Source organism: Sphingobacterium sp. SYP-B4668 (assembly GCF_027627455.1).
Taxonomy (GTDB): Bacteria; Bacteroidota; Bacteroidia; order Sphingobacteriales; family Sphingobacteriaceae; genus Sphingobacterium.
Genome location: NZ_CP115483.1, coordinates 766,411 through 789,095, shown reverse-complemented (window position 1 = coordinate 789,095; position 22,685 = coordinate 766,411). Strand labels below are relative to the sequence as shown.

Annotated in this window: 19 protein-coding genes; 9 read left to right on the top strand and 10 right to left on the bottom strand. The window is 40.8% G+C overall.

All coding sequences use genetic code 11. The annotated features are described in order from the left end of the window. Positions 1-93 precede the first annotated feature (93 nt). Entirely contained in the window at positions 94-1,047 is a 954-nt protein-coding gene (locus OQ289_RS03400; protein WP_270089423.1) for a glycoside hydrolase family 43 protein, read from the bottom strand. 360 nt (positions 1,048-1,407) lie between these two features. On the opposite strand from OQ289_RS03400, the gene OQ289_RS03395 reads away from it, so the two are divergent. The 3 genes from OQ289_RS03395 (at position 1,408) to OQ289_RS03385 (ending at position 4,773) form a co-directional block, all read left to right on the top strand. Then, positions 1,408-1,989 carry an RNA polymerase sigma factor gene (locus OQ289_RS03395; RefSeq protein WP_033563336.1) on the top strand — a complete coding sequence of 194 codons (582 nt, stop codon included), beginning with the start codon at positions 1,408-1,410 and terminating at the stop codon, positions 1,987-1,989. Between the two features lie 38 nt (positions 1,990-2,027). Further along, positions 2,028-3,137: a S1C family serine protease gene (locus tag OQ289_RS03390; protein WP_270089422.1), complete on the top strand. Its 1,110-nt coding sequence runs from the start codon at positions 2,028-2,030 to the stop codon at positions 3,135-3,137. A 151-nt stretch (positions 3,138-3,288) separates the two neighbouring features. Beyond that, complete coding sequence (locus OQ289_RS03385; protein WP_270089421.1) at positions 3,289-4,773, top strand: TPM domain-containing protein; 1,485 nt, start codon at positions 3,289-3,291, stop codon at positions 4,771-4,773. A 51-nt stretch (positions 4,774-4,824) separates the two neighbouring features. Here OQ289_RS03385 and OQ289_RS03380 read toward each other — a convergent pair whose 3' ends face one another. Beyond that, complete coding sequence (locus OQ289_RS03380; protein WP_033563339.1) at positions 4,825-5,460, bottom strand: peroxiredoxin; 636 nt, start codon at positions 5,458-5,460, stop codon at positions 4,825-4,827. Between the two features lie 177 nt (positions 5,461-5,637). Here OQ289_RS03380 and OQ289_RS03375 point away from each other — a divergent pair, with 177 nt between their 5' ends. Beyond that, a complete protein-coding gene (locus tag OQ289_RS03375) occupies positions 5,638-6,777 on the top strand; it encodes an acyl-CoA dehydrogenase (RefSeq protein WP_270089420.1) in 1,140 nt (379 codons plus the stop codon). 42 nt (positions 6,778-6,819) lie between these two features. Here OQ289_RS03375 and OQ289_RS03370 read toward each other — a convergent pair whose 3' ends face one another. Further along, positions 6,820-7,809 carry a hypothetical protein gene (locus tag OQ289_RS03370; RefSeq protein ID WP_270089419.1) on the bottom strand — a complete coding sequence of 330 codons (990 nt, stop codon included), beginning with the start codon at positions 7,807-7,809 and terminating at the stop codon, positions 6,820-6,822. 154 nt (positions 7,810-7,963) lie between these two features. Here OQ289_RS03370 and OQ289_RS03365 point away from each other — a divergent pair, with 154 nt between their 5' ends. Then, entirely contained in the window at positions 7,964-8,572 is a 609-nt protein-coding gene (locus OQ289_RS03365) for a DoxX family protein (protein WP_270089418.1), read from the top strand. A gap of 63 nt (positions 8,573-8,635) precedes the next feature. Here OQ289_RS03365 and OQ289_RS03360 read toward each other — a convergent pair whose 3' ends face one another. The 5 genes from OQ289_RS03360 to OQ289_RS03340 form a co-directional block, all read right to left on the bottom strand. Beyond that, positions 8,636-10,750, bottom strand: a complete 2,115-nt coding sequence (locus OQ289_RS03360; protein WP_270089417.1) for a type IA DNA topoisomerase — start codon at positions 10,748-10,750, stop codon at positions 8,636-8,638. Positions 10,751-10,843: 93 nt separating this feature from the next. Further along, entirely contained in the window at positions 10,844-12,208 is a 1,365-nt protein-coding gene (locus OQ289_RS03355) for a deoxyguanosinetriphosphate triphosphohydrolase (RefSeq protein WP_270089416.1), read from the bottom strand. Positions 12,209-12,260: 52 nt separating this feature from the next. Then, positions 12,261-13,496 carry a Glu/Leu/Phe/Val dehydrogenase dimerization domain-containing protein gene (locus OQ289_RS03350; protein ID WP_270089415.1) on the bottom strand — a complete coding sequence of 412 codons (1,236 nt, stop codon included), beginning with the start codon at positions 13,494-13,496 and terminating at the stop codon, positions 12,261-12,263. A gap of 177 nt (positions 13,497-13,673) precedes the next feature. Beyond that, complete coding sequence (gene hppD, locus OQ289_RS03345) at positions 13,674-14,801, bottom strand: 4-hydroxyphenylpyruvate dioxygenase (RefSeq protein WP_270089414.1); 1,128 nt, start codon at positions 14,799-14,801, stop codon at positions 13,674-13,676. A gap of 23 nt (positions 14,802-14,824) precedes the next feature. Beyond that, positions 14,825-15,982 (bottom strand): homogentisate 1,2-dioxygenase, encoded by a 1,158-nt coding sequence (locus OQ289_RS03340; protein ID WP_270089413.1) that lies wholly within the window; start codon positions 15,980-15,982, stop codon positions 14,825-14,827. A 301-nt stretch (positions 15,983-16,283) separates the two neighbouring features. On the opposite strand from OQ289_RS03340, the gene OQ289_RS03335 reads away from it, so the two are divergent. After that, positions 16,284-17,258, top strand: coding sequence for a fumarylacetoacetate hydrolase family protein (locus OQ289_RS03335; protein ID WP_270089412.1), 975 nt, complete (start codon positions 16,284-16,286; stop codon positions 17,256-17,258). Positions 17,259-17,297: 39 nt separating this feature from the next. Continuing rightward, on the top strand, positions 17,298-18,200 hold the full coding sequence (locus OQ289_RS03330; protein ID WP_270089411.1) for a flavin reductase family protein: 903 nt from the start codon (positions 17,298-17,300) through the stop codon (positions 18,198-18,200). Here the strand turns inward: OQ289_RS03330 and OQ289_RS03325 are convergent. Next, positions 18,189-18,362, bottom strand: a complete 174-nt coding sequence (locus tag OQ289_RS03325; RefSeq protein WP_270089410.1) for a hypothetical protein — start codon at positions 18,360-18,362, stop codon at positions 18,189-18,191. The two genes, OQ289_RS03330 and OQ289_RS03325, sit on opposite strands and share 12 nt — an antisense overlap. Further along, the gene (locus OQ289_RS03320) at positions 18,363-19,952 is read right to left on the bottom strand and encodes an aromatic amino acid hydroxylase (protein ID WP_270089409.1); all 1,590 of its coding nucleotides are present in this window, start codon (positions 19,950-19,952) and stop codon (positions 18,363-18,365) included. It lies immediately after the preceding gene. Between the two features lie 209 nt (positions 19,953-20,161). On the opposite strand from OQ289_RS03320, the gene OQ289_RS03315 reads away from it, so the two are divergent. Next, entirely contained in the window at positions 20,162-21,484 is a 1,323-nt protein-coding gene (locus OQ289_RS03315; RefSeq protein WP_270089408.1) for a serine hydrolase domain-containing protein, read from the top strand. Between the two features lie 78 nt (positions 21,485-21,562). Then, on the top strand, positions 21,563-22,618 hold the full coding sequence (locus tag OQ289_RS03310; protein WP_270089407.1) for an aldose epimerase family protein: 1,056 nt from the start codon (positions 21,563-21,565) through the stop codon (positions 22,616-22,618). The last annotated feature ends 67 nt before the right edge of the window (positions 22,619-22,685 follow it).

Genomic DNA, 22,685 nt, shown 5'->3' with positions numbered 1-22,685 from the left:
TTTTCATTTCGCGGCCTACTATCTTAAGAATTTATCCCCCTTCTATCCTGCATCCTTCTCATGGAAGAATACAGGATAGAAGAAAGCTTGTAGTTATTTCAACGGAAATTTGACACCATTTTTAGTCATCTTGACAGGCAGGATAAAACCTTGCTCATCGAAATTCAACTCATCAATGCAAGTCTCTCGCTCATTAGCCCCTGTCTTGCCGATGGGTCTACGGTGATAAACGATAAAGTACTTATCTTTATTGGGCACTTTAATGACTGAATGGTGACCAGCTCCTGTCGCTATTGTAGAATCTTGCTCCAGTATTGTAGCAACCCGCTTGAATGGACCAAAAGGAGAATCAGCAATGGCATAAGCTACTTTGTAGTCGGGACCACCCCATCCCCCTTCGGACCACATAAAATAATACTTACCATTCCGAATAAACATAAAGGGGCCTTCAACATAATTTTGTGGAGTGACTTCTTTATAAATCTCACCATCATCAAATGGCACTAGTCCAGTAAAATCATCCTTCAGTTTGACAATGTTACAATGCCGCCATCCTCCATAATACATATAATGCGTTCCGTCGCTGTCCTTAAAGACAAATTGGTCGATGGGTTGAGCTCCATTAACGATTTTATTAATCAGGGGTTTGCCCAATAAATCTCTATATGGTCCTTCGGGTTTATCAGCAACCGATACCCCTATCCCACCGATCTCGCCTTCATGAACATCATTTGCACCAAAGAAAAGAAAATATTTTCCACTATTTTGAATGACACTAGGAGCCCATAAAGCTTTTTTTGCCCATTTTACCGCAGCTGTATCCAATACACGCTCATGTTTTGTCCAGTGAGCCAAATCATCAGAAGAGAATGCATCAAAAAAGACCTGCTTTTCGTAGGCAGCGGAAAAGGTGGGGAAAACCCAATATCGGTTATTGTAGACAATACCTTCCGGATCAGCGTACCAACCTTTCACAATAGGATTTTGCTGACCAAGACAGTAAGTAAGGGAAGCTAAGCTCAAAAGCGTAGTAATCGTTTTTTTCATAAGATATGAATCATATTAAGAAATAAGGTAAAATAGGTTTGTTATCAAGTTGAAGGTACGAAAATCATATGATAAAACGTTTTATCAATTTAAATTAACAACTGCAAAAAAGGAAAATCAACCTTCCTATTGGGTGCTTGATATCTTTGAAGGAGACAAATCATCTAGAAAAAAAATAAATGTTTGAAAGACAACATAGCAGCTATTTCGAACGTTTTTATTCAAAAAAAAGGCCCAACTAATCTTACCCATTTTAAAAAAAATAGCGTACGTTTGGAATGGGTAATCGAATACTTTTAACGAAAATTGAAAAATCATCAAAGTAGTTGGGTTACTATTAGTTATAAAAGGTATTAATAGGTGAGTAAGTTCAGCAAGTCTTTCACTTCAGAAAATGATCAGGAGATTGTCGATGGGATTCTCGCTGGTGATAACTTAGCATTAGATGCAATCTATAAGCTTTATTATCCCAGCATCAGTCACATGATTCTCCAGAACAACGGCAGTGAAGAAGAAGCAAAGGATATTTTTCAGGAGGCAGTTATCGTCTTATACGATAAAGTTACTTTCGGAAATTTTGAGTTGAAGAGTAAACTGAAAACCTATCTTTATTCGATTTGCAGACGACTTTGGCTTAAGCAGCTCAATCGTAGTGGCGCATCGTATGCGACGAATGACATCAATGATTATCAAGACACCCTCCAATATGAGGATGATATAGCCAAGCACGAAGAACAGGACCTCAAGTTTTCCCAAATGGAAGCAGCAATGAACAAGTTGGGGGAGCCGTGTAAGACTATTCTTCAGGATTTTTATATCAACAATCATTCGATGCAGGAAATCTGCGAAAAGTTCGGTTACACGAATACTGACAATGCCAAGACTCAAAAGTACAAATGCCTACAAAGGCTGAAGAAATTATTTTTTCTGAACGACAATTGAATTATAACTAACAACAAAAAGGGGTCAGCGAAATGACAATGATGAGTCAACAAGAGTTTTACGATTTAGCAGATCGATACATACAAGACAAAATGTCGGTTGGAGAACGTAAGTCCTTTGAAATTTTCTGTGCCGAAAATCCGAGCTTCAGTATCCAATTGAAACAACATAAAGCATTCATTACCGATATGAATTTAAATGCTTCCCGTCAAGCATTCAAATCGCAATTGGGCCATAGTGCAAAGATGTACCATCAAATGACTGAAAAAGCATCTCCTAAAGAAAATAAGGATACCCCCGTTATACCGATCTGGGAACGCTTCAAGCTTAATATAGCAGTAGCTGCTGCTGTAGCTATCATATCTGTATTCTCTACATTGTGGATGAGCGGATACTATAAAAACCTTCAAAAAACATCTACAGATTATAGTGCTTTAAAACGGGATATGAATAATGTGAAGCGGAATGTTAATGAACATAATGCAGCACTACGAAATATCAATACCGAAAAGAAGAACGCAAATAAAGCAGATAGTCATTTTGGAGCTACCGGATTTATGGTGACCAAAGACGGCTATGTCGTAACCAATTATCACGTAATTACGGGAGCTGACTCCATCCACCTTCAAAATAATAAAGGAGAATCTTTCAAAGCAAATGTAGTCTATGCTGATGCTGCTAGGGACCTCGCTGTATTGCATATCAATGATGAGGCTTTCAAAAAATTAAAAAATATCCCTTATACATTCAAATCTCGAGCGTCGGACTTAGGTGAAGATATCTATACAATAGGATTTCCTAGGGATGAGGCTGTATATGGCCAAGGTTACTTAAGTTCTGCAACTGGCTATGCTGGTGATACTATCGCGTATCAAATATCCATTCCAGTCAATCCTGGTAACAGCGGGGGACCTGTATTGGACAGTAGAGGTAATGTAATCGGTATTATCAGTGGTAAACAGACGGGAATTGACGGAGCTGGATTTGCAATCAAAACGAAAGTGTTGCTACAAGCACTAAATGAAATCCCGGCAGATTCGCTTGAAGGCGATATCATTCTCAATAAGAAAAATACGTTGTACAATCTTTCGCGGACAGATCAAATTAAACAGATGCAAGATTATATATACATGGTAAAAGTTTTTTAGACGTTATACTTACAAAAAAGGCCCTTTTCAAATGGAAAGGGCCTTTTTTGTAAATGGACATTTCTGTTGTCCATATGACAAGTCATGAACAATTAATTTCGGACGAAATCTTTCATAATTTTTTTATATTCGGAATATCAACATAAGATATATGCGTACTTCCTCGTTTCAAAGGATAATAATATTCATCATCTTTCTATTAGGAACGTGCTCTACATTTGCACAGTATTCAATAGAGCAAGTCCCCAATCCCAAAGAAAAGGGACAAAACTACTTCATTAGCAATCCAGATGCGATATTGAGAAGTGATACCGAACAATTGCTTAATGAGATGGCGGTAGAAATAGAAGTCCGGACAAAAGCCGAAGTAGCAATTGTCGTTGTCGGTGATTTTGAAGGGGATGATGATTTTCAGTTTGCACATCAGCTATTTAACACTTGGGGAATAGGGAAAGCAGAAGCCAACAATGGCCTATTACTTTTCATTGGGACGAATCGACACTATTATCGATTTATAACGGGATATGGGATGGAAGCTATACTGCCCGATGCCTATCTTAAGAGAATCGGTGAAGAATTCCTGGTCCCACATTTCAAAAACTCCGATTATGACGCTGGTGTGTTGGCGGCAATGGGAGTAATCAAACAGGCATTATTAACGCCCGATGCGACAAAAGAGCTTGATCGCATTTTTAAACAGAACAATTCTTTTTGGTTCAAGCATGGCAAATTACTTCAACAATCTGGATTTGTAGTATTTTTATTTTTAATAGCCTACCTGATAATAAGTGTAATCACCAAAACGCTAGTAGGGCCCTTAAAGATTAAAAAAGGGCTACATCCCTTAGCGAGTGGCTGTGGGTGCTTTCTAGTGCTCATGTTTATTAGCATTTTTGTATTCGCATTTGGCTTTAACAATATCGAAGAAGTATTCCGTCTGCGCAATCTCCCCATATTTCTGGCCATACTGGGTAGCCTTGTTGTAGCGATGAAGTACAATGACGGTCGCAATAGCATCAGCAACTCCTATAAGGACGAAGAAAGCAAACTACAGGCACTTTCCAAATTTTCCTTGCGGACTTTTATACCTATGTTGCTAGCACCATTGGCTCTTTTTGATTTCTTTAGTATCATGCGGTCTAATAATAAAACTAAAGTCCGCTTTGTACCTCCAGACAACACGGGCGACTGGGAACGTCTTAATAAGGATACGAACGCCACCAAAGAACTCAATAAAAATCTTGATAAAGGACAGCTTACCGAACAAAGGATAGCATCTAGGGTCTTTGAGCATTGGAGGAATAAAAAAAACTACCAAATAAAAATCATTGGCTTCAATGGAGCCCAAGCTGATGACTACGAAATCTGTCCGAAATGCCAATACCTCACTTATAGCAAGCCCTATGTGGACACGATTAAACAAGCAACCTACTCCTCTTCAGGACTAGGCATGGAGAAACAAGATTGTAAAAATTGTCATCATAAATCGGAGCTAGGAGAAGTTATCATCCCTATCAAGGTACGCAGCACGTCATCGGGATCTTCAAGCTCATCAGGAGGAAGCGGCTCTAGATCCAGCAGTGGGAGTTTTGGAGGTGGTTCAAGTGGTGGTGGTGGTGCTGGCGGACGCTGGTAAACAAAAAAGAGCTGGAAATAATCCCAGCTCTCTCTATTTATTCCTCTTGTCCTAAAGGTTCGGTTGTGGTGTTGTACGCAAATATGGTTTTATCTCTTTAAATCCTTTTGGGAACTTGGCTGGAATATCTTCCGTCTTGATTGCTGGAACCACAATCACATCTTCACCATGTTTCCAATCTGCAGGAGTAGCTACAGAATAATCGGCAGTCAGTTGCAATGAATCAATAACGCGCAAGATTTCGTCAAAATTACGCCCAGTAGAGGCAGGATAGGTTAAAGTCAACTTGACTTTCTTATCCGGGCCAATAATAAATACAGAACGAACAGTGGCAGTAGCAGAAGCGTTAGGATGAATCATATCGTATAGCTCAGAGATATGACGGTCCTCATCAGCGACTATCGGAAAATTGACCGTAGTACCTTGGGTCTCATTGATATCTTTCACCCAGCCATGATGGTCTTCCAAATTGTCAACACTAAGTGCAAGAGCCTTTACTCCTCTTTTGTCAAATTCTGATTTCAGCTTAGCTGTCCTTCCTAATTCAGTCGTACAGACTGGTGTGTAGTCAGAGGGGTGTGAAAAGAATACGACCCAACTATCTTTAATATAATCGTGAAAATCGATTTCTCCTATTGTTGTCTGCGCTTTGAAGTTTGGCGCTTCATCTCCTAGTCTTAAACTCATAATTTATCAAGATTTAATGTACAAATTATTTACTCTACAAATATAGTAGATTTTATATAGCCACCAACTACCTCAGCTAAAAAGTGACACACCAAAGACTATTATTTTAAGTTTTTATTATGCATGCATAATAAAATTTTAATATATTTGGTTATAAACCTTCAAAATGAATATGTTATGATATTTGAAATCAGCGAAGAACATAAAATGATACGGGATGCTGCGCGAGACTTTGCACAGCAGGACCTCAAACCTGGAGTGATAGAACGGGATGAGTCAGCAAAATTTCCTTTCGAACATGTAAAGCAAATGGGACAATTGGGTTTTATGGGAATGATGGTCGATCCTCAATATAATGGGGCGGGTATGGATACACTAGCCTACACCCTCGTATTAGAAGAGATATCAAAGATTGATGCGTCGGCAGCTGTAATCATGTCGGCAAATAACTCGCTGGTGTGTTACGGATTGAACGAATTCGGGACAGTCAATCAAAAAGAGAAGTATCTAAAACCGTTAGCATCTGGGGAAAAACTGGGTGCATTTGCCCTGTCAGAGCCCGAGGCAGGATCGGATGCTACCTCACAACACACCATTGCAGAAGATATGGGAGATTACTATCTTTTGAACGGCACGAAGAATTGGATTACAAACGGCGGCAATGCAGATATCTATCTTGTAATTGCACAAACTCATATCGATAAAGGTCATCGCGGTATTAATGTATTGATTGTGGATAAAAACACCGCCGGATTTAGCATTGGTCCAAAGGAAAACAAATTGGGAATTCGTAGTTCAGATACGCACTCCTTGATGTTCACTGATGTCAAGATTCCAAAAGAAAACCGAATTGGAGAAGATGGGTTTGGATTTAAATTTGCGATGAAGACACTGGATGGTGGACGAATCGGTATAGCAGCACAAGCGCTAGGGATTGCGGCGGGAGCATATGAACTCTCCTTGGCATACGCTAAGGAGCGCAAAACATTTGGCAAACCTATCTGTGAGCATCAAGCCATACAGTTCAAACTCGCCGATATGGAAGTAGAAATAGAAGCAGCACGATTACTGATTCACAAAGCAGCCTGGCTCAAAGATACTGGACAACCTTATGGAAAAGCAGCGGCTATCGCCAAGTTATACGCATCCGAAGTCGCTATGCGAACCACCATTGAGGCCGTACAGATCCATGGTGGTTACGGCTATGTAAAGGAATATCACGTAGAGCGACTCATGCGGGATGCCAAGATTACCCAGATATATGAGGGCACATCTGAAATACAGCGGTTAGTCATCGCACGAGAAATCTTAAAATAAGGATTGGGGAATATTGTTTCCCAATCTTGTAAGACCTATAGATTATGATCGTGGCAAATCCAATTGACTATTCGGAATAAATTGACCATCCTCATCTTGAATGAAGCTCATCGGCTGCTCAGGATTTTTGATAATCTCGAAAAGTATAAAGCCCCATGGTTTCCAAAAATTTTCTAATACTTGACCGTACGTCTTAACCTGCCAGTGGTCAAAGATAGGTTTCATAGACATATCTGCTAGCGGCATGGGCTCTATATACACTTTATGGGGAGTCTGTAGATAGGTATATTCCGGTAAGCGGTTAAATAGGTATGACGAATAAAAGTAACGTGCGGCCAATTCTTCAAATTGAATCGGATGCAATGTCTGTCCTTTTACCAAAGCTAGGCTATCCTCGTGATAAATATTATTGGTTGCATTATCTTGTAGACAGGAAATCAGACCGAAATCATTCATGCGTAGAGAGAAAATGAGTGTATTGATTTCATCCCTATAAATAAAGGTCTGCTCGGGGTTATCAACAGGTACAACCACCAGCGAAAATGGCAGTGTATTTTCGAACTCCATTGGTATCAATAAGGACTGCAACATGGCATGTAGATTCTTGAACTTCTGGACCAATACCTGGGAAAAATTCATTTCTTCACCCGAGAGAACCTGCTGGCGAATCCCGGATTGAATTTCATTAAAAACAACTCCATAGACAATTTTTGCCATCCATTGAAAGAGAACAACGGGTGAAAGCTCTTTCACGGCAGCATACCCTTCAGCAAATGCACGCTCTACTTCGCTTTCCATCTTTTCAATTGCCAATGCGGCGTCTACGGAACATGGCAACTTTAACGACTTATAGGTGACGACGCTTTCATCCAGCATCTTAAAAGGTTTGTCTTCCAAGTCAAATGCACGCATCATCCATATCGGAAAGACTTGTATCTGTTCATCTGTAGAGACTAAAGCTTGCCCCGTCAAAAAACAGGTTGCATTATCGAACTTAAATGCTTTAAAGGGATTGTATAATGTTGTTGACATAAGACTACAAAACTAGCTTTTTTTGGTATATATAACCGTTTACTTACTGTCATGAATCTAATTAAAATTTGATTATGGAATATATGAACAGTTTTCATCTCATTAGTAGCTTTAATTACGTGAATAATATATAACCATTTTAAATCATTAACCTATGAAGTTTCAAATTCACAACGAAAAGATACATGATCTAATTATCCTTTCTATCCGCTGCTTGTTAGCCTTTATCTTCTTGTCATACGGAATAGGAAAATTGTCCAATGGTCAATTTGGAAATCTAACGACGAAAGAACTCTCAACCCCCATTCAAGAGCTTTCACTTTTTAAGGTGGGTTGGTATTTATTCGACCATCAACCGTTTAAATATTTTATTGGAATTTCACAAATAATAGCCTCATTACTTCTATTGCACCGCAAGACCGTAATAATAGGTGCGTTGATGCTGATTCCCATCATCGTGAACATCTTGGTGATTGACCTGACGATTATGCCTAAAGGTCTCAAAATAGCCTTTACATTTAGGCTGTCGTTCTATCTGCTTTTTATCTCCGCACTGTTGTATTACTATCGTGAAGATCTACTACCACTACTGAAAAGGCTCGTGGATATAAAGGCAATTAAGCTTGTGCATACCAAACTGTCTTATATGCTTGTACCGGTATTTATGATTCTTTTGGAATGTTCTAGCTCTGTTTTCAAATTAATATACATAGCAGCGACTCACCCACATCATATTTGGGAAATGATAAAAAGTATATTTTAAAAAACAAGGTCCCCAAAAACGATAGAGTCTGTTTACACGTACAACGTGTACACTAAACAGGCTCTACACGATATTGACTTTGAAATTTTCAAGCACAAGAGATCCGTCAACTTTCTTTCCATCTCTACTTTGAAGATTTTTCAAAGGACTTGTTTTCCCTTTTTCTAAAAGGTTTTTCATTTCCTTTTCCTCGAGCAGAACACCTGAAAGGGTACGCCATAACTTAAAATCACAACCTCTCGCATAGTGATCACATTGTGCAACTTTTTCATACAGGACCATTTTCCCTGGGCTGCATTTAGGACATTTTATCTGAAGGGTCTGCTTAGGGAGCTCGGGTTCTTGTGTCAATGAAATACGCAACTGCAATAACTCCTTTGTAATACGTATAGTGAAATCTTTAATATGCTTCATAAACACATCATAGGACACCTTATTAGCCCTCATTTCTTCTAGCTTTTGCTCCCATTTCCCTGTCAGCTCGACCTTGGCAATCGCCCGGTCCTTGACCAAATTATAGACGGTCAAGCCCTTATCCGTAGGAATGAGTTTCTTCTTATCGCGCTTGATGTAATCTCGTTGAAATAAAGTTTCTATTGTGGCCGCTCTCGTAGCTGGAGTCCCTAAACCACAATCTTTCATCGCTTGACGCATCTCATCATCATCTATCTCTTTACCTGAGGTTTCCATTGCTTTCAGCAACGATGCTTCGGTATGGACCGGTTTAGCTTTGGTAAATTTCTCCATCAACTCAAGGGCCAAAATCTCCAATTGCTCTTCCGCAATCAATTTAGGAAGCTGTGCATTTTCACTATCCGCATCATCAGCGTCCTTTTTATCATCATCAGGTTGTTCCAGTTGGTCTGCTGAAAGACGCCAGCCATATTGTTTGATAACGGTTCCTTTAGCAATAAGCTCTACCCCTTGCGCATCCAAGATGACTGTCGTAATGTCTTTTAAGCATACTTCGGAAAAGCTTTCTACCATCCTCTTGGCAATCATATTATAAATATTAGCCTGCTCTTTCAACATAGCTGATGGCTTCTCATCCGTGACGAGTAGCGCATGGTGATCGGTGACTTTCTTATCGTCTACTGAACGCTTATTTAGCTTGGCTCCAATCAAATTGCGACTTATACTCGCTATACCCTCTTCTGCAGTATCAGCGAGATGCTGAAAGAGCTCTTGAATATTTTCGAAAACATCTTCACCAATATACCGACTGCCCGTACGTGGATAAGTGATTACTTTCTTTTCATAAAGCGTCTGGGCTAGGTTTAATGTCTGATCCGCTGAATATCCGTATTTTTTATTGGCATCTTGCTGTAATGTGGTCAAATCATAAAGCAACGGCGGAGGTTCTTTAACCTCTTTTCCTTCTACTTTGGTGACTAACGCATCTGCACCCACCGTCACTTTAGCAAGTGTCTCTTCAGCCAAATCCTTCTTATCGATTCGATTGGAAGTAGCTTTGAATCGAATATTATCTTTTTCAAACTGTGCCTGAACCTTATAAAAGGCCGTGGGTTTGAAATTTTTATTTTCAACATAACGCGAACAAATCATGGCCAATGTCGGTGTTTGCACGCGACCCAATGACAGCAACCCTCTGTTACCCGCGGCCAACGTAATGGCCTGAGTTGAATTTATACCAATCAACCAATCAGATTCGGAACGGGAACGCGCAGACATGTATAGACTATCGTACTCTGTACCGTCTTTCAGATTGGCAAAACCCTCTTTAATAGCTTTATCAGTCTGACTAGATATCCATAAGCGTTTAAAAGGTAACTTTGCCCCCAAAAAGTAATATATATTTCGAAAGATTAGTTCTCCTTCACGCCCGGCATCGGTCGCGACTATGACTTCTTCCGCTTTCTCTAAAAGAGATTTGATGGTATTCAATTGTTTCAGCGCCCCAGCATCATCTATTTGCTTTCCATCTTTTCTGACCTTCTTTGCTTCTAATTTGAAAGCTGGAGGTATAATAGGCAGATTGGAAATACTCCAAGAATGATAACCATAGGCCTGTGGGGTACACAACTGGACCAGATGTCCAAAAGCATATGTAAAGGCGTATCCATTACCTGAAATATATCCATCATTCACTTCTTTGGCTCCCATTACACGCGCCAAATCCCTCGCCACAGATGGCTTTTCCGCTATAACAACTTTCATCTATTTCAATTTTTCTTCTCCACTGCTAATCAAGGTGAGCTCACCCTACTGCCCGCTAGCTATTCTCCCTAAACTCGGCCTTAAGCAAATTTTCTAATCGATGGACGGAATAGTAATTCCTTTAATTTTGCGATACAAATCTATTGCATATACATCTGTCATACCCGATACAAAATCGAGTACAGAACGAATTTTGGCATATGCATCATCTCGATCGGTATAAAACTGATGCGGGAGTAACGCTACCAGTTTCTGATCGTACGCGTTTTTATTCTTCTTGAGATAGGCCGGTACAAATTCAGCCAATAATGCATTCATAACTTTGTAGCCTGCAATTTCAATTTGAACGACGGTAGGAGCATTATAAATCTGGGCTATTGATATTTTAGATATCTTTTTCATCTGCAAAACCACCTGCTCGGGCAGTGCATCCATCAATGCCATTGGAAAGGTTCCGTTGAGAAATTTCTGCTGCTCTTTGAAAAATACATCTACACATCCGTGGATAAGTGTATTGATCGCTTTTGCACGTAGTAGAGCTACGCGACTTGCCTTGTCATATAGGCTGTCCAATCTGTGACGGAGGTTCTCTCCTCCACAAAGGGGTAGCAATAAACTCTCGACCTCTTCATAAGACAAAATTTTGAGATGATGGGCATCCTCCAAATCAATGATATTATAACAAATGTCATCGGCAGCCTCTACCAAATACACGAGCGGATGTCGAAGATACCCCCTTGGATTAGTAGGATCTTTTAATAATCCTAGTTCATCTGCTATTTTATCAAAGGTTTGCTTTTCGGCAGTAAAGAAACCATATTTCTTGCGGTGGTGATTTTTCTTGATATGCCCATCTATGGCTGCACATGGATACTTGACAATAGCAGCTAAAGAAGTGTAAGTCAACGCAAATCCTTTATCATCCTTTCCATTGAAAGGGTGGGTCAAGATGCGTAAAGCGTTGGCATTCCCTTCAAAATGTGTCAAATCAGCCCATTCTTCAGCAGTAACTTGTTCTTGGAATTTACGCCCCTCTCCCTCCGTGAAGTAGGTCGAGATGGCCGCCTCACCCGAATGACCAAAGGCGGGGTTGCCTAAGTCGTGGGAGAGGCATGCTGCCGAAACAATATTTCCTACTTCTTGGAGATAAGGATAATGATCGTCAATTGCAGGATCAGCATCCTTCATCCTTGCATAGAATAGGCGTCCTAACGACCGGCCAACGCTGGCGACTTCAAGGCTATGTGTCAATCGGTTATGCACAAATACCGCACCAGGCAGAGGGAATACTTGTGTTTTATTCTGCAATCTCCTAAAAGGAGAAGAAAAAATCAACCGATCATAATCCCGCTGAAATTCAGAGCGAGCTTCTAGATAATCGTCATTCGTACGATTTTCATAGCCCCAGCGCTTTGCGGAAAGCAACTGCTTCCAATTCATTTGCATGTTATCAGACATAGCGCAAATATACTGTTTCTAGCTCAAAATGACCGATGAGAAATCCCTCTATTCAGACATTTGACACCAGCTGTCTCAATGCAATTTCATAAGCCTTGGAGGAGATATGTGTTTTGAGGGAGCTTTCATTTCTAATTCTTTGAAGCGCCGCAAAAATGATGGCAGATACATCGGAAAAAATAGCATCGTCGCTCATTTCGATATTCGACTGCATCAAATAAGCAAATACCCGAGCCATCCCACAATTAGCTATAAAGTCAGGAATAACAGCTACTTCGTGGTCCGCATATTCCATTACCGGGCCATAGAAGATTTCTCGATCGGCAAAGGGTACGTTTGCACCCGAAGCAATGAGCTCTAGTCCATTACTGACCATTGTTGCGATTTGATCTTTAGACACCAAGCGAGAGGCGGCAGCGGGAATAAAAATATCAGCAGCTACCTTCCAAATTTCCTCATTGATACGCTCGAAAGGGACGAGATCAGAGGAGCTCAACTCATTTCGATTTCTATTCAAAAAAAGCGCCGTAATCTCCTCCTCAGTAAATCCCTCCTGACGGATTAACCCACCTACCCTATCAATGATTCCAACTACTTTTACACCTAGCTTGGAAAGGTAAAAGGCCGCGGAAGCAGCCACATTCCCCCAACCCTGGATAATGACCCGTTTACCTTGACATCCATTGAGGTATAAAGTATAAAAATGTCGAACTGCTTCAGCAACACCATAACCTGTTATCATATCGGCGACCTTATACTTTCGTTTGAGATCTGGACTATACGCCGAGTCCTCCAATACTTTTGAGACACCATAGCGCAGTTGACCGATTTGATGGATACGTTCGTTTTCCCTCACATTGAAATGTCCAGTGAGCACCCCTTCCTGTGGGTGCCATAGGCCATATTGTTCAGTCAGCGGGATGACGTCATGTATCTCATCTACGTTGAGATCGCCCCCTGTGCCGTAGTAGTTTTTAAGTAGTGGCGTAACAACTTTAAACCATCTATCCAATACCTCTTGTCTTCGAGGATCCGCTGGATCGAAGTTGATTCCAGATTTTGCCCCACCAATAGCAGGACCAGATACCGTAAATTTCACTTCCATTGTTTTGGCCAGTGATTCTACTTCATTACGATCCAAACCGGCACGCATCCGGGTACCTCCGCCCGCTGCACCACCTCTTAAGGAATTGATTACGACCCAACCCTCTGCCTCGGTCTGATTGTCTTTCCATTCAAATACAATTTCAGGACGCTTCTGTTCAAATGCCTGTAATAAATCTTTCATGCATATCTAATTAGATGGTTTGGGGGTCCAAAAAGACCACAAACTTCCCGACCTTGATTGTCTACGACTCACTCGCACTCAAGGTTTAAAGAATCTTCATTGACCCATAGGTACTTTCTAATTCCTAGCAGGTAGGCAGTGACCTTTTTAGAATCCCCTAATTCTAAAACAACTGTATTATAGATTACCTCGTTTCTCTTGCTCACGCTCTATTGCCTCGAACAATGCCTTAAAATTACCGGCGCCAAAACTTTGTGCCCCCTTACGTTGAATAATCTCGTAAAATAATGTCGGTCTATCTTCAACTGGCTTTGTGAAAATCTGTAAAAGATACCCTTCATCATCTCTATCAACCAAGATACCCAACTCTTGGATAATCTTAATTTCTTCATCAATCTGCCCTACACGCTCAGGTAACATATCATAATAAGCTTCTGGTGGAGCACCTAAAAACTCTACGCCTCTATCCTTTAAAGCTTTTACCGTATTGACGATATCTTGGGTTGCCAGAGCAGCATGTTGTACACCCTCGCCTTCATAATATTCTAAGTATTCTTCAATCTGGGATTTTTTCTTTCCCTCGGCCGGTTCATTAATAGGAAATTTGACGAAACCATTTCCATTACTCATTACTTTGCTCATAAGGGCGGAATATTCGGTATTGATCTGTTTGTCATCAAAAGAAAGTACATTGACAAAACCCATCACATTTTGATACCATTCAACAGTTTCGTTCATTTGATTCCACCCAACATTACCTACACAATGATCGATATATAACAAACCTGTTTCCTTCGGTTGATAGTCGCTCTCCCAAGGTTCATAGCCAGGCATAAAAGCGCCTCGATAGTTCCCCCGTTCAACAAATAGATGAACAGTCTCGCCATAAGTATAAATACCCGACGTACAAACCTCACCATATTCATCCAGCATGATTTTAGGCTCCTGATATGACCTTGCTCCTCGCTTAACAGTTTCTTCATAAGCCTTTTTAGCATCATCCACCCATAGAGCCAATATTTTTACTCCATCACCGTGTTTTTTGACATGATGAGCTATTGGATGATCCGAATGGAGTGCAGTGGTTAATACTAGTCTAATTTTATTCTGCCGAAGGACATATGAAGCCCGATCACGCACTCCGGTCTCCGGTCCGGCATAGGCCTCAGACTGAAATCCAAAAGCCGTCTTGTAATAATGTGCCGCTTGCTTAGCATTGCCGACATAGAATTCAATGTGATCCGTCCCATTAATGGGAAGAAAATCTTGGGCAAGTGCTATTTTCTCTGCAAAGGTTTTTGTCATAACGTTTATGTTTTTTTCATTATCTAACTCAACCAAGATTTATAGTAATCCTGATCTTCGATTTCCAACGCCTTTTGTGTTAACATCAAGGGTCTAAAAGGATCAATCATGACCGCAAGCTCTTCCGTCTTGGTCTGCCCAATACTTTTTTCGACAGTACCGGGATGTGGTCCATGAGGTATCCCCCCCGGGTGTAATGTGATCTGCCCCCGCTCAACAGATTTACGACTCATGAAATCTCCATCTACATAATACAACACCTCATCTGAATCCACATTACTATGATTATAAGGAGCTGGGATGGATTGGGGGTGATAATCATATAGCCTTGGGCAGAAACTGCACAACACGAAAGAATCGGTTTCAAATGTCTGGTGCACAGGAGGAGGTTGATGAAGCTTGCCCGTAATAGGCATAAAATCATGTATGGAGAATGCCCATGGATAATGATAGCCATCCCATCCTATAAAATCGAAGGGATGACTGCCATACACATATGGGTATATCAACCCTTGCTTCTTTATCCTAATCTCAAATTCCCCGAATTGGTCTATTGTCTCCAAATCAAGAGGTCGTTTGATATCCCGCTCGCAAAAGGGAGCGTGCTCCATAAGCTGTCCAAACTCATTACGATATCGCTTGGGAGTCCTTACAGGTGCAAACGACTCTACGATAAAAAGTCTATTCTCTGCATTTTCGAAATCTAATTGATAGATAACCCCTCGTGGAATCACGAGGTAATCACCATATTCAAAGGGAATATGACCATATCCCGTTTTCAAGACACCCCTCCCTTCGTGCACAAAGATGATTTCATCCGCCTGACTATTTTTGTAAAAGTAGGTGCGCATGGATTCTTGAGGTGCTGCGAGTGAGATATGCAAATCTTGATTAACCAAAATTGGGGTCCGGCTCTCTAGGTAGTCGGCCTTTGGTTGAATCTTAAATCCTTTTAAACTGGTATGTTTAAGATGTTTTTCACGGGCGACTGTTGGAGAGACATCATAGGGCTCTCTAATCTGTTTGACCAAGGTTGGAGGATGACAGTGATAAACCAAGGAGTACGTACTAGAGAAACCATGTGTAGATACTAGTTCCTCAGCATACAACTCTCCGTTGGATTTTCTGAAAACTGTGTGTCTTTTTTTTGGGATTTTACCCAGTTGATGATAAATTGACATAATAGTGCCTGATTTAAAACCGTTAAAAAATTAATAAATTAAGATAGCCAAAAGAATAAATGGCAAAGGGAAGAGGAACTTAATATTGGGCAAACACCACATCAGCAATCATTGCTCTAGTAAAAGCAATCATACCTGTGGATACTTTTAGATAATGTAACCTGCTGATGTTCATAAATTGGTATATAGTTACTACTCAAATATAACGCATATTTTCAATAACTTTTATAGATTTTGCATATTTAAATCAGAACATGTTTATATTTACCCCAATACCTGTTTATGATGATACTTCAGTAATATGAAAATTGCAACATACCTATATGAAGGATTAGAAGGCTTAGGATTTGTTGTCGGAAAATGGATCTACCCAATTTCCAAAACCAACCCAACGTACCCCGCTACTATGGCTCAGTTTTTGGATGGGGGTGCTGAAAGCATGCAAATCCTGCAAGAATCTTATGACCGCATCACCACTTCCAAACAAAATCATGAAGGAACTCTCGCTATTGAAGAAGTATCCTTTATGGCTCCGGTACCTCACCCCAAATCACTACGTGATGCGTATGCTTTTAGGCAGCATGTGGCCACTTCCAGACGGAATCGTGGATTGGACATGATTCCAGAATTTGATAAGTTTCCCGTATTTTATTTTTCCAATCATCAAGCTATAGTTGGCCCAGGTGATGTATACTGCATGCCCCAACACTTTGAAAAACTAGACTTCGAACTGGAAGTCGCTATCGTCATTAACAAACGCGGCAAAAATATTGCCGCCAAAGACGCAGATCAATATATAGCAGGATATATGATCATGAACGACTTTAGTGCGCGAGCGCTACAAATGGAAGAAATGAAACTGAGCTTGGGGCCAGCTAAGGGGAAAGACTTTGCGACGGCCATCGGTCCATGGCTAGTAACAAAAGACGAACTCCTCCCATTCAAGATACCTGCTCCAACAGGACATATTGGCGATGCATACAACCTTCAAATGACCTGCTCTATCAATGGCATTCAAGTGTCTAAAGGTAGTTTTGCAGATATGCACTGGACATTTGCAGAAATCATCGAAAGAATATCCTATGGTGTGGAGATATATCCAGGAGATGTCATCGGCTCAGGAACTGTAGGAACAGGGTGCTTCCTGGAATTGAACGGTACGGGCAAACTCCACTCGCCCAATTACACAGAACAATGGCTATCCGAAGGCGACGAGGTAACTTTAGAAGTAACAGGGCTGGGACAGCTGCACAATACTCTTGTTCTACAATCTTAATTAAGAAATCTACATTCTAATTTTCCAACTATACGCTACATGTCACAGCATATAAACACCAAAACTTTTGACCCCATACAACAACAAACGATATTTGATAATTTAATCAAATACGCGGTAGCTCCCCGTCCTATTTGTTTTGCCAGTACAGTTGATGCTAACGGCAATATTAATCTTAGCCCCTTTAGCTACTTCAACCTGATGTCACACCAACCGCCGATTTGCGTCTTCTCTCCTTTGCGTCGAATGCGAGATGGATCGACCAAGCATACACTGGAAAACATAAAAGAAGTTGGCGAGGTAGTCATTAATATTGTGAGCTACAGCATGGTGCAGCAACAATCTCTGGCTAGCACTGAGTATGTCAAAGGAGTAAATGAATTTGAAAAGGCGGGTTTTACAGCGATTGCATCGGATCATGTGACCCCCCCACGCGTAGCAGAATCTCCCGTACAATTAGAATGTCGAGTGACGAATATTATACCACTCAGTGATGCCCCCGGAGCAGGTAACCTGGTATTAGCCGAAATACTGAGTATGCATGTGCACGAACACCTTGTCGATGAACAAAACGAGATTGCTCAAGATGCATTGGACCTCGTTGCGCGATTGGGTGGGGACTGGTATTGTCGAGTAACGAGAGACAATCTCTTTAAAATCCCCAAACCACTGCGTAGTCTAGGAATAGGAATTGACAGATTACCGACACATATCCGACTCTCTAGAGTATTAACAGGTAATCACCTCGGCCTATTGGCCAATGTTGAGGAGCTACCTCTACTAAAACAAAGCGCGGCCACCAATCTCCTCATCCAACAACTACTGAATACTTGGCAAAATGACACGCAGCAACTCCAGTTGCACCTACATCAGTATGCCGCACAGCTATTGGATGATGGAGAGATAGAGCAAGCTTGGCAGATTTTACTATTAAATCAATAGGATTCCAATGTCACGATCATTCACCAACCTTATCCCATCGGCAATCAATTTATTGAGCTGCGGATGTTGTGTTTGAATGGCGTTCAATCTACGCTCAACTGCTAAGGACAATTCATTATCAGACTGTTCAGTGACAACTTCGAGTATCTCCAACAATGCCAACTAAGCTGTTGGGTATTGATCGACCAACTGCTCAAATAAGTCTTGAACAGTCCTTTCAGCACGATGCCCTTCACGGATACTTCTGATATCGGCATACAGCCCCTGTAGAAAAATGGTGTCTTCATCGTATTGTTGTTGGGCCGATTTGACATTGGAAACTGTTGCTTGAGTTTCAAAAGCACTTTTATCAGCAGCTCCAGAGAACACCGATGTTATATATTCTCCAACAGCCATGTCGTATGTCCCCCAATCAGGTTCAAATAACACCATACAATTTCGAACATCTGTCACTTGACAAGGCGAAAATGACAGCAATAAAAGTTTGTCTTCTCGAAAAATCATGGATTGGACGACTCCCCGCACTTCTATCCCAGATTCAAAAGTAAGTTGGGTCTCTTTGCCAATTTGTATACCTGCACCAGCCAGATCGTCCACCGTATAGTACTCTAGAGATTTACCGGCAGCCGCTAATCTGCCTACCGGACTACTGAATCCCTCAGCGTGATACGATTTGTCGTGACCATCCAGTTGTTTCCCTTGAAAGGACAGCGCAGAAGGTCCTTTTGTCCGAATGTATATCAGTCCATCAGACTGAGCAGTCGTTTGAAATACACCCGAAACCTGTAATCCCGAGCTATACGTTACAGTACAAATATTATGGCAAGCAATCGCTTTGTCGACGCTCACCTTGCCCCCGACACGAAAAGCCATCGAGTCAGCATACTTATCCAGCACCTCCCTCAGTCGACCGAAATCAGGAGTCACAAATAATTGTGGCTGTGGCTTGGTAATATCATAGGGATACTCAATAGCTTCTAGGGTGTAGGGAAGTTTGAGCACTTCAGGACGCATACAAGATGCACTCTCACCAATAGACGATAGTAACCCCGCGCCATATATCTTGGGATTATCTAAAGGGCCAATCAACCCGTATTCAACTGTCCACCAATGCAACCTACTCAACAGCCCCATTTCGGATGGCTCTCCCATATTTTGTTGTATATTATTCAGAATCGACTCTGCTTCTTCAACCTCGCCAATTGTCGCATCGCCCTTTTCCTTGATGATGGACAATCGTCTAATCGCCTCATAAAGTTCAAAATCTTTCGCAGAAAACATCGCTTTGGCACCGATCTCACCAAAATATTGCAAGTACTCGGCATATTCTAGTTCCCCAATTATTGGCGCATGACCCGAAGACTCATGTATAATATCTGGTGCAGGGGTATATTCGATGTGTTCCATCTGTCGGATATCAGCCGCAACAACAAGCACACGATATGCTTGAAATTCCATAAACGCAGATGGTGGAATGAAACCGTCCACCGTAGCAGCACCCCAACCAATGTGCTGCAAACTATCATTCATACTTTGTAAGCTGGGGATGCACTCAATAGTCAAACCTGCTTTACGAAGTCCAGGAATATAGGGATAGTAAGCTACATCTTTGAGATAGGCATAATTTTGCCGCATCACATAACGCCATATTGCTTGATCAATAGCGGTATATCGTTCATATTGCTGCGGTACCACATACTTTTTGAGATGTGATGGCAGACGTGCCAATACTGGATTATTGTAAGTCTCCATTTATAACTGGTTTGCAACAAACTTAAAGATTTTGAAATTGAAGTACAATACTTATGTGCGGCTATGCTGACCACAATAATACATGCAACCTTTTCTATATATTTATCGTCATAACGTATGAGGTACCACCAACTCGAAATGTAAATAATTTCGACTCAAAGGGTAACCAATATGCAGTCAAATCCTAATCAGTAAATAATATTAATGAGATGAAGCCAATTATATATCTACTAGCTTTCTTATTTCCGCTTTCACTTTGGGCCCAAGACGCCAAAAATCGCATCGATAAATTAATAGATTATATAGAGGTCCATAATCAATCTATTGGTGTCATTTCAGTTTATAAGGATAGTACGGAAGTCTATCAACGTCAATTTGGATCAACAGCAGTACCCAATAGTCTTGTCAATAAAAGTAATCTTTATAGAATTGGGTCTGTTACAAAAGCATATACCTCTACATTGATTTTAGGGTGCGTAGAAGATGGAAAATTGATGTTGACCACTCGGCTTTCAACATACTTTCCACAAGTGCCAGGAGCAGAAAAGATAACAATAGAAAATATCCTTGAACACAGTGCAGGACTTGGAGACTACGTTATTGATAAGAAAAACTACTATTGGGAAGCCAAGCCAACCTCCCAAAAGTTCATTCTTGAACGCATATTTAAAGAGCCACTAGCGTTTGAACCTGGCACAGCCGTGAAATACTCCAACTCAGGATACTACCTACTCGCTCGTATACTGGAAAAAATATATAAAAAAGAATATCATGAGATATTGAAGCAAGAAATTTGCATTCCATATAAGCTACACCAAACATACTCAGCAAAGGACATCAGGGGTCATGTCATAAATCCTAGCCTAGAATTTAATGGGAAATGGCGGACCAAATTGGACTTCTCACCGAAAAATAATATAGGTGTAGGCGATATCGTGGCCTCTCCACAGGATGTAAATCGCTTCTTTCGATTATTGATGAGCAATAGAATCTTAAAGCGAGAAACCGTAGCACTTATGACAAAGGGTAGCAAGTTTGACAATTACTTTGGTATGGGCACGCTCAATTTCCCTATCCACAACAGGTCAATACCCGAACTTGGGGGCGATACGTGGGGCACGCACACAAGAGCATATTTCGACCCTCAATACAATATCTACTATTGCATAATAGTAAACGGAGAGCGATTCCCTACTTCGTCTTTGAAAAACTATGTAATTAAGGATTTACTCAATATACCCTATGAACTACCAGTCTTTAGGACAGGTGTAGTCATCGGCCCATCTGCCGACAGGCTTGTTGGTACTTACTATAATGAAGTAAAAGATTTTAAAATAACTTTTTCGAAGGATGGTAATTATTTACGGGCAACACAACCCAATAGACTAACCTATCTACTCGATTATAAAGATAAGCTAATATTTGAAGTCCCCAACGAGGAGGCTCATATAGAATTTGTTCCCGATGAAGATAAGATGATTTTGCACCAAAACAATGAGCAGATCGTTTTTCGAAAAATCTTACGAAGATAATGTTTTCGAAAATTTAGATGTCTTTCATCATTCTGTCCAAAAATGGCTAAATTAGTCTATTATTTATAGACAAGCATCATGACATACTCACTTCCTCCATCCAAAAACTTTGAAAGTACACTTAGTAACAAGAATACCCATCTTGTTGTGCTAAAAAATGACAGAGGTATGCAAGTAGCGCTAAGTGATTATGGTGCCCGAATAGTCAGTATACTGGTACCGGATAGGAAAGGCAACTTGATAGACGTCGCTTTGGGATTTGACAGCATCCAAAAATATTACGAGGCTGACGAACAATATCATGGCGTGACTGCAGGTCGATTTGCCAATAGAATAGCCAATGGGCGATTTGAACTAAATGGTAAAACTTACACATTAGCCCAAAATAACGGCATAAATAGCTTACATGGCGGCCCCGAAGGATTTCATCGTAAAGTATGGGACCGACGTATCAGCTATGAGGCACACGCCGAATTCTATTATATATCGAAGGATGGAGAGGAGGGCTTTCCTGGAAATCTCAGCGTGGTCGTCTCTTACACCCTTACCTCCGAAAACAAAATCATTATCAAATATAGGGCGCAAACAGATGAAGATACGGTCATCAATCTCACTAATCATACTTACTTTAATTTAAATGGCGAGGGGAATGGTGATATCCTCAACCATCATCTGAAAATCAACTCTACCGAATACATTGCCGTTGATGAGCATCAAATCCCAAGTGCAATACTCCCTATAGCAGGTACAGCATTTGATTTTAGCGAATTCAAAACAATTGCCCAAGATATTAGGAACGAAGACCATCAATTAGTCGCTGCCAAAGGATACGACCACTGTTTTGCCGTCAATACTCCCATATCTCAACCATGTGCGTCTATTTTTTCACCAAATTCAGGTGTTCGTATGGATGTGTTTACAACCGAACCCGGCGTGCAGCTATATACCGCCAATTGGATGACTGGAAATGATATTGGCAAATCTGGACATAGATATCTCGCCTACACAGGTTTTTGTCTAGAGACACAGCACTTTCCGGACAGTCCCCATCAACCAGAATTTCCAACAACGGTGCTTAAAAAGGAGGAAGTTTTTACTTCAGAAACACATTTCAGCTTTTCTATTGAGAAATAAGTTATTTGTAAATTATTCATTATTGGAGGAAGATGCACCTTAAAAAGGAACAGAGCTTCCCCAATAC

Excerpts from the sequence above, each read along its gene's own strand:
- OQ289_RS03400 (WP_270089423.1), bottom strand. The coding sequence starts at position 1,047 with ATGAAAAAAACGATTACTACGCTTTTGAGCTTAGCTTCCCTTACTTAC.
- OQ289_RS03390 (WP_270089422.1), top strand. The coding sequence starts at position 2,028 with ATGATGAGTCAACAAGAGTTTTACGATTTAGCAGATCGATACATACAA.
- OQ289_RS03385 (WP_270089421.1), top strand. The coding sequence starts at position 3,289 with ATGCGTACTTCCTCGTTTCAAAGGATAATAATATTCATCATCTTTCTA.
- OQ289_RS03380 (WP_033563339.1), bottom strand. The coding sequence starts at position 5,460 with ATGAGTTTAAGACTAGGAGATGAAGCGCCAAACTTCAAAGCGCAGACA.
- OQ289_RS03375 (WP_270089420.1), top strand. The coding sequence starts at position 5,638 with ATGATATTTGAAATCAGCGAAGAACATAAAATGATACGGGATGCTGCG.
- OQ289_RS03370 (WP_270089419.1), bottom strand. The coding sequence starts at position 7,809 with ATGTCAACAACATTATACAATCCCTTTAAAGCATTTAAGTTCGATAAT.
- OQ289_RS03365 (WP_270089418.1), top strand. The coding sequence starts at position 7,964 with ATGAAGTTTCAAATTCACAACGAAAAGATACATGATCTAATTATCCTT.
- OQ289_RS03360 (WP_270089417.1), bottom strand. The coding sequence starts at position 10,750 with ATGAAAGTTGTTATAGCGGAAAAGCCATCTGTGGCGAGGGATTTGGCG.
- OQ289_RS03355 (WP_270089416.1), bottom strand. The coding sequence starts at position 12,208 with ATGTCTGATAACATGCAAATGAATTGGAAGCAGTTGCTTTCCGCAAAG.
- OQ289_RS03350 (WP_270089415.1), bottom strand. The coding sequence starts at position 13,496 with ATGAAAGATTTATTACAGGCATTTGAACAGAAGCGTCCTGAAATTGTA.
- hppD (WP_270089414.1), bottom strand. The coding sequence starts at position 14,801 with ATGACAAAAACCTTTGCAGAGAAAATAGCACTTGCCCAAGATTTTCTT.
- OQ289_RS03340 (WP_270089413.1), bottom strand. The coding sequence starts at position 15,982 with ATGTCAATTTATCATCAACTGGGTAAAATCCCAAAAAAAAGACACACA.
- OQ289_RS03335 (WP_270089412.1), top strand. The coding sequence starts at position 16,284 with ATGAAAATTGCAACATACCTATATGAAGGATTAGAAGGCTTAGGATTT.
- OQ289_RS03330 (WP_270089411.1), top strand. The coding sequence starts at position 17,298 with ATGTCACAGCATATAAACACCAAAACTTTTGACCCCATACAACAACAA.
- OQ289_RS03320 (WP_270089409.1), bottom strand. The coding sequence starts at position 19,952 with ATGGAGACTTACAATAATCCAGTATTGGCACGTCTGCCATCACATCTC.
- OQ289_RS03315 (WP_270089408.1), top strand. The coding sequence starts at position 20,162 with ATGAAGCCAATTATATATCTACTAGCTTTCTTATTTCCGCTTTCACTT.
- OQ289_RS03310 (WP_270089407.1), top strand. The coding sequence starts at position 21,563 with ATGACATACTCACTTCCTCCATCCAAAAACTTTGAAAGTACACTTAGT.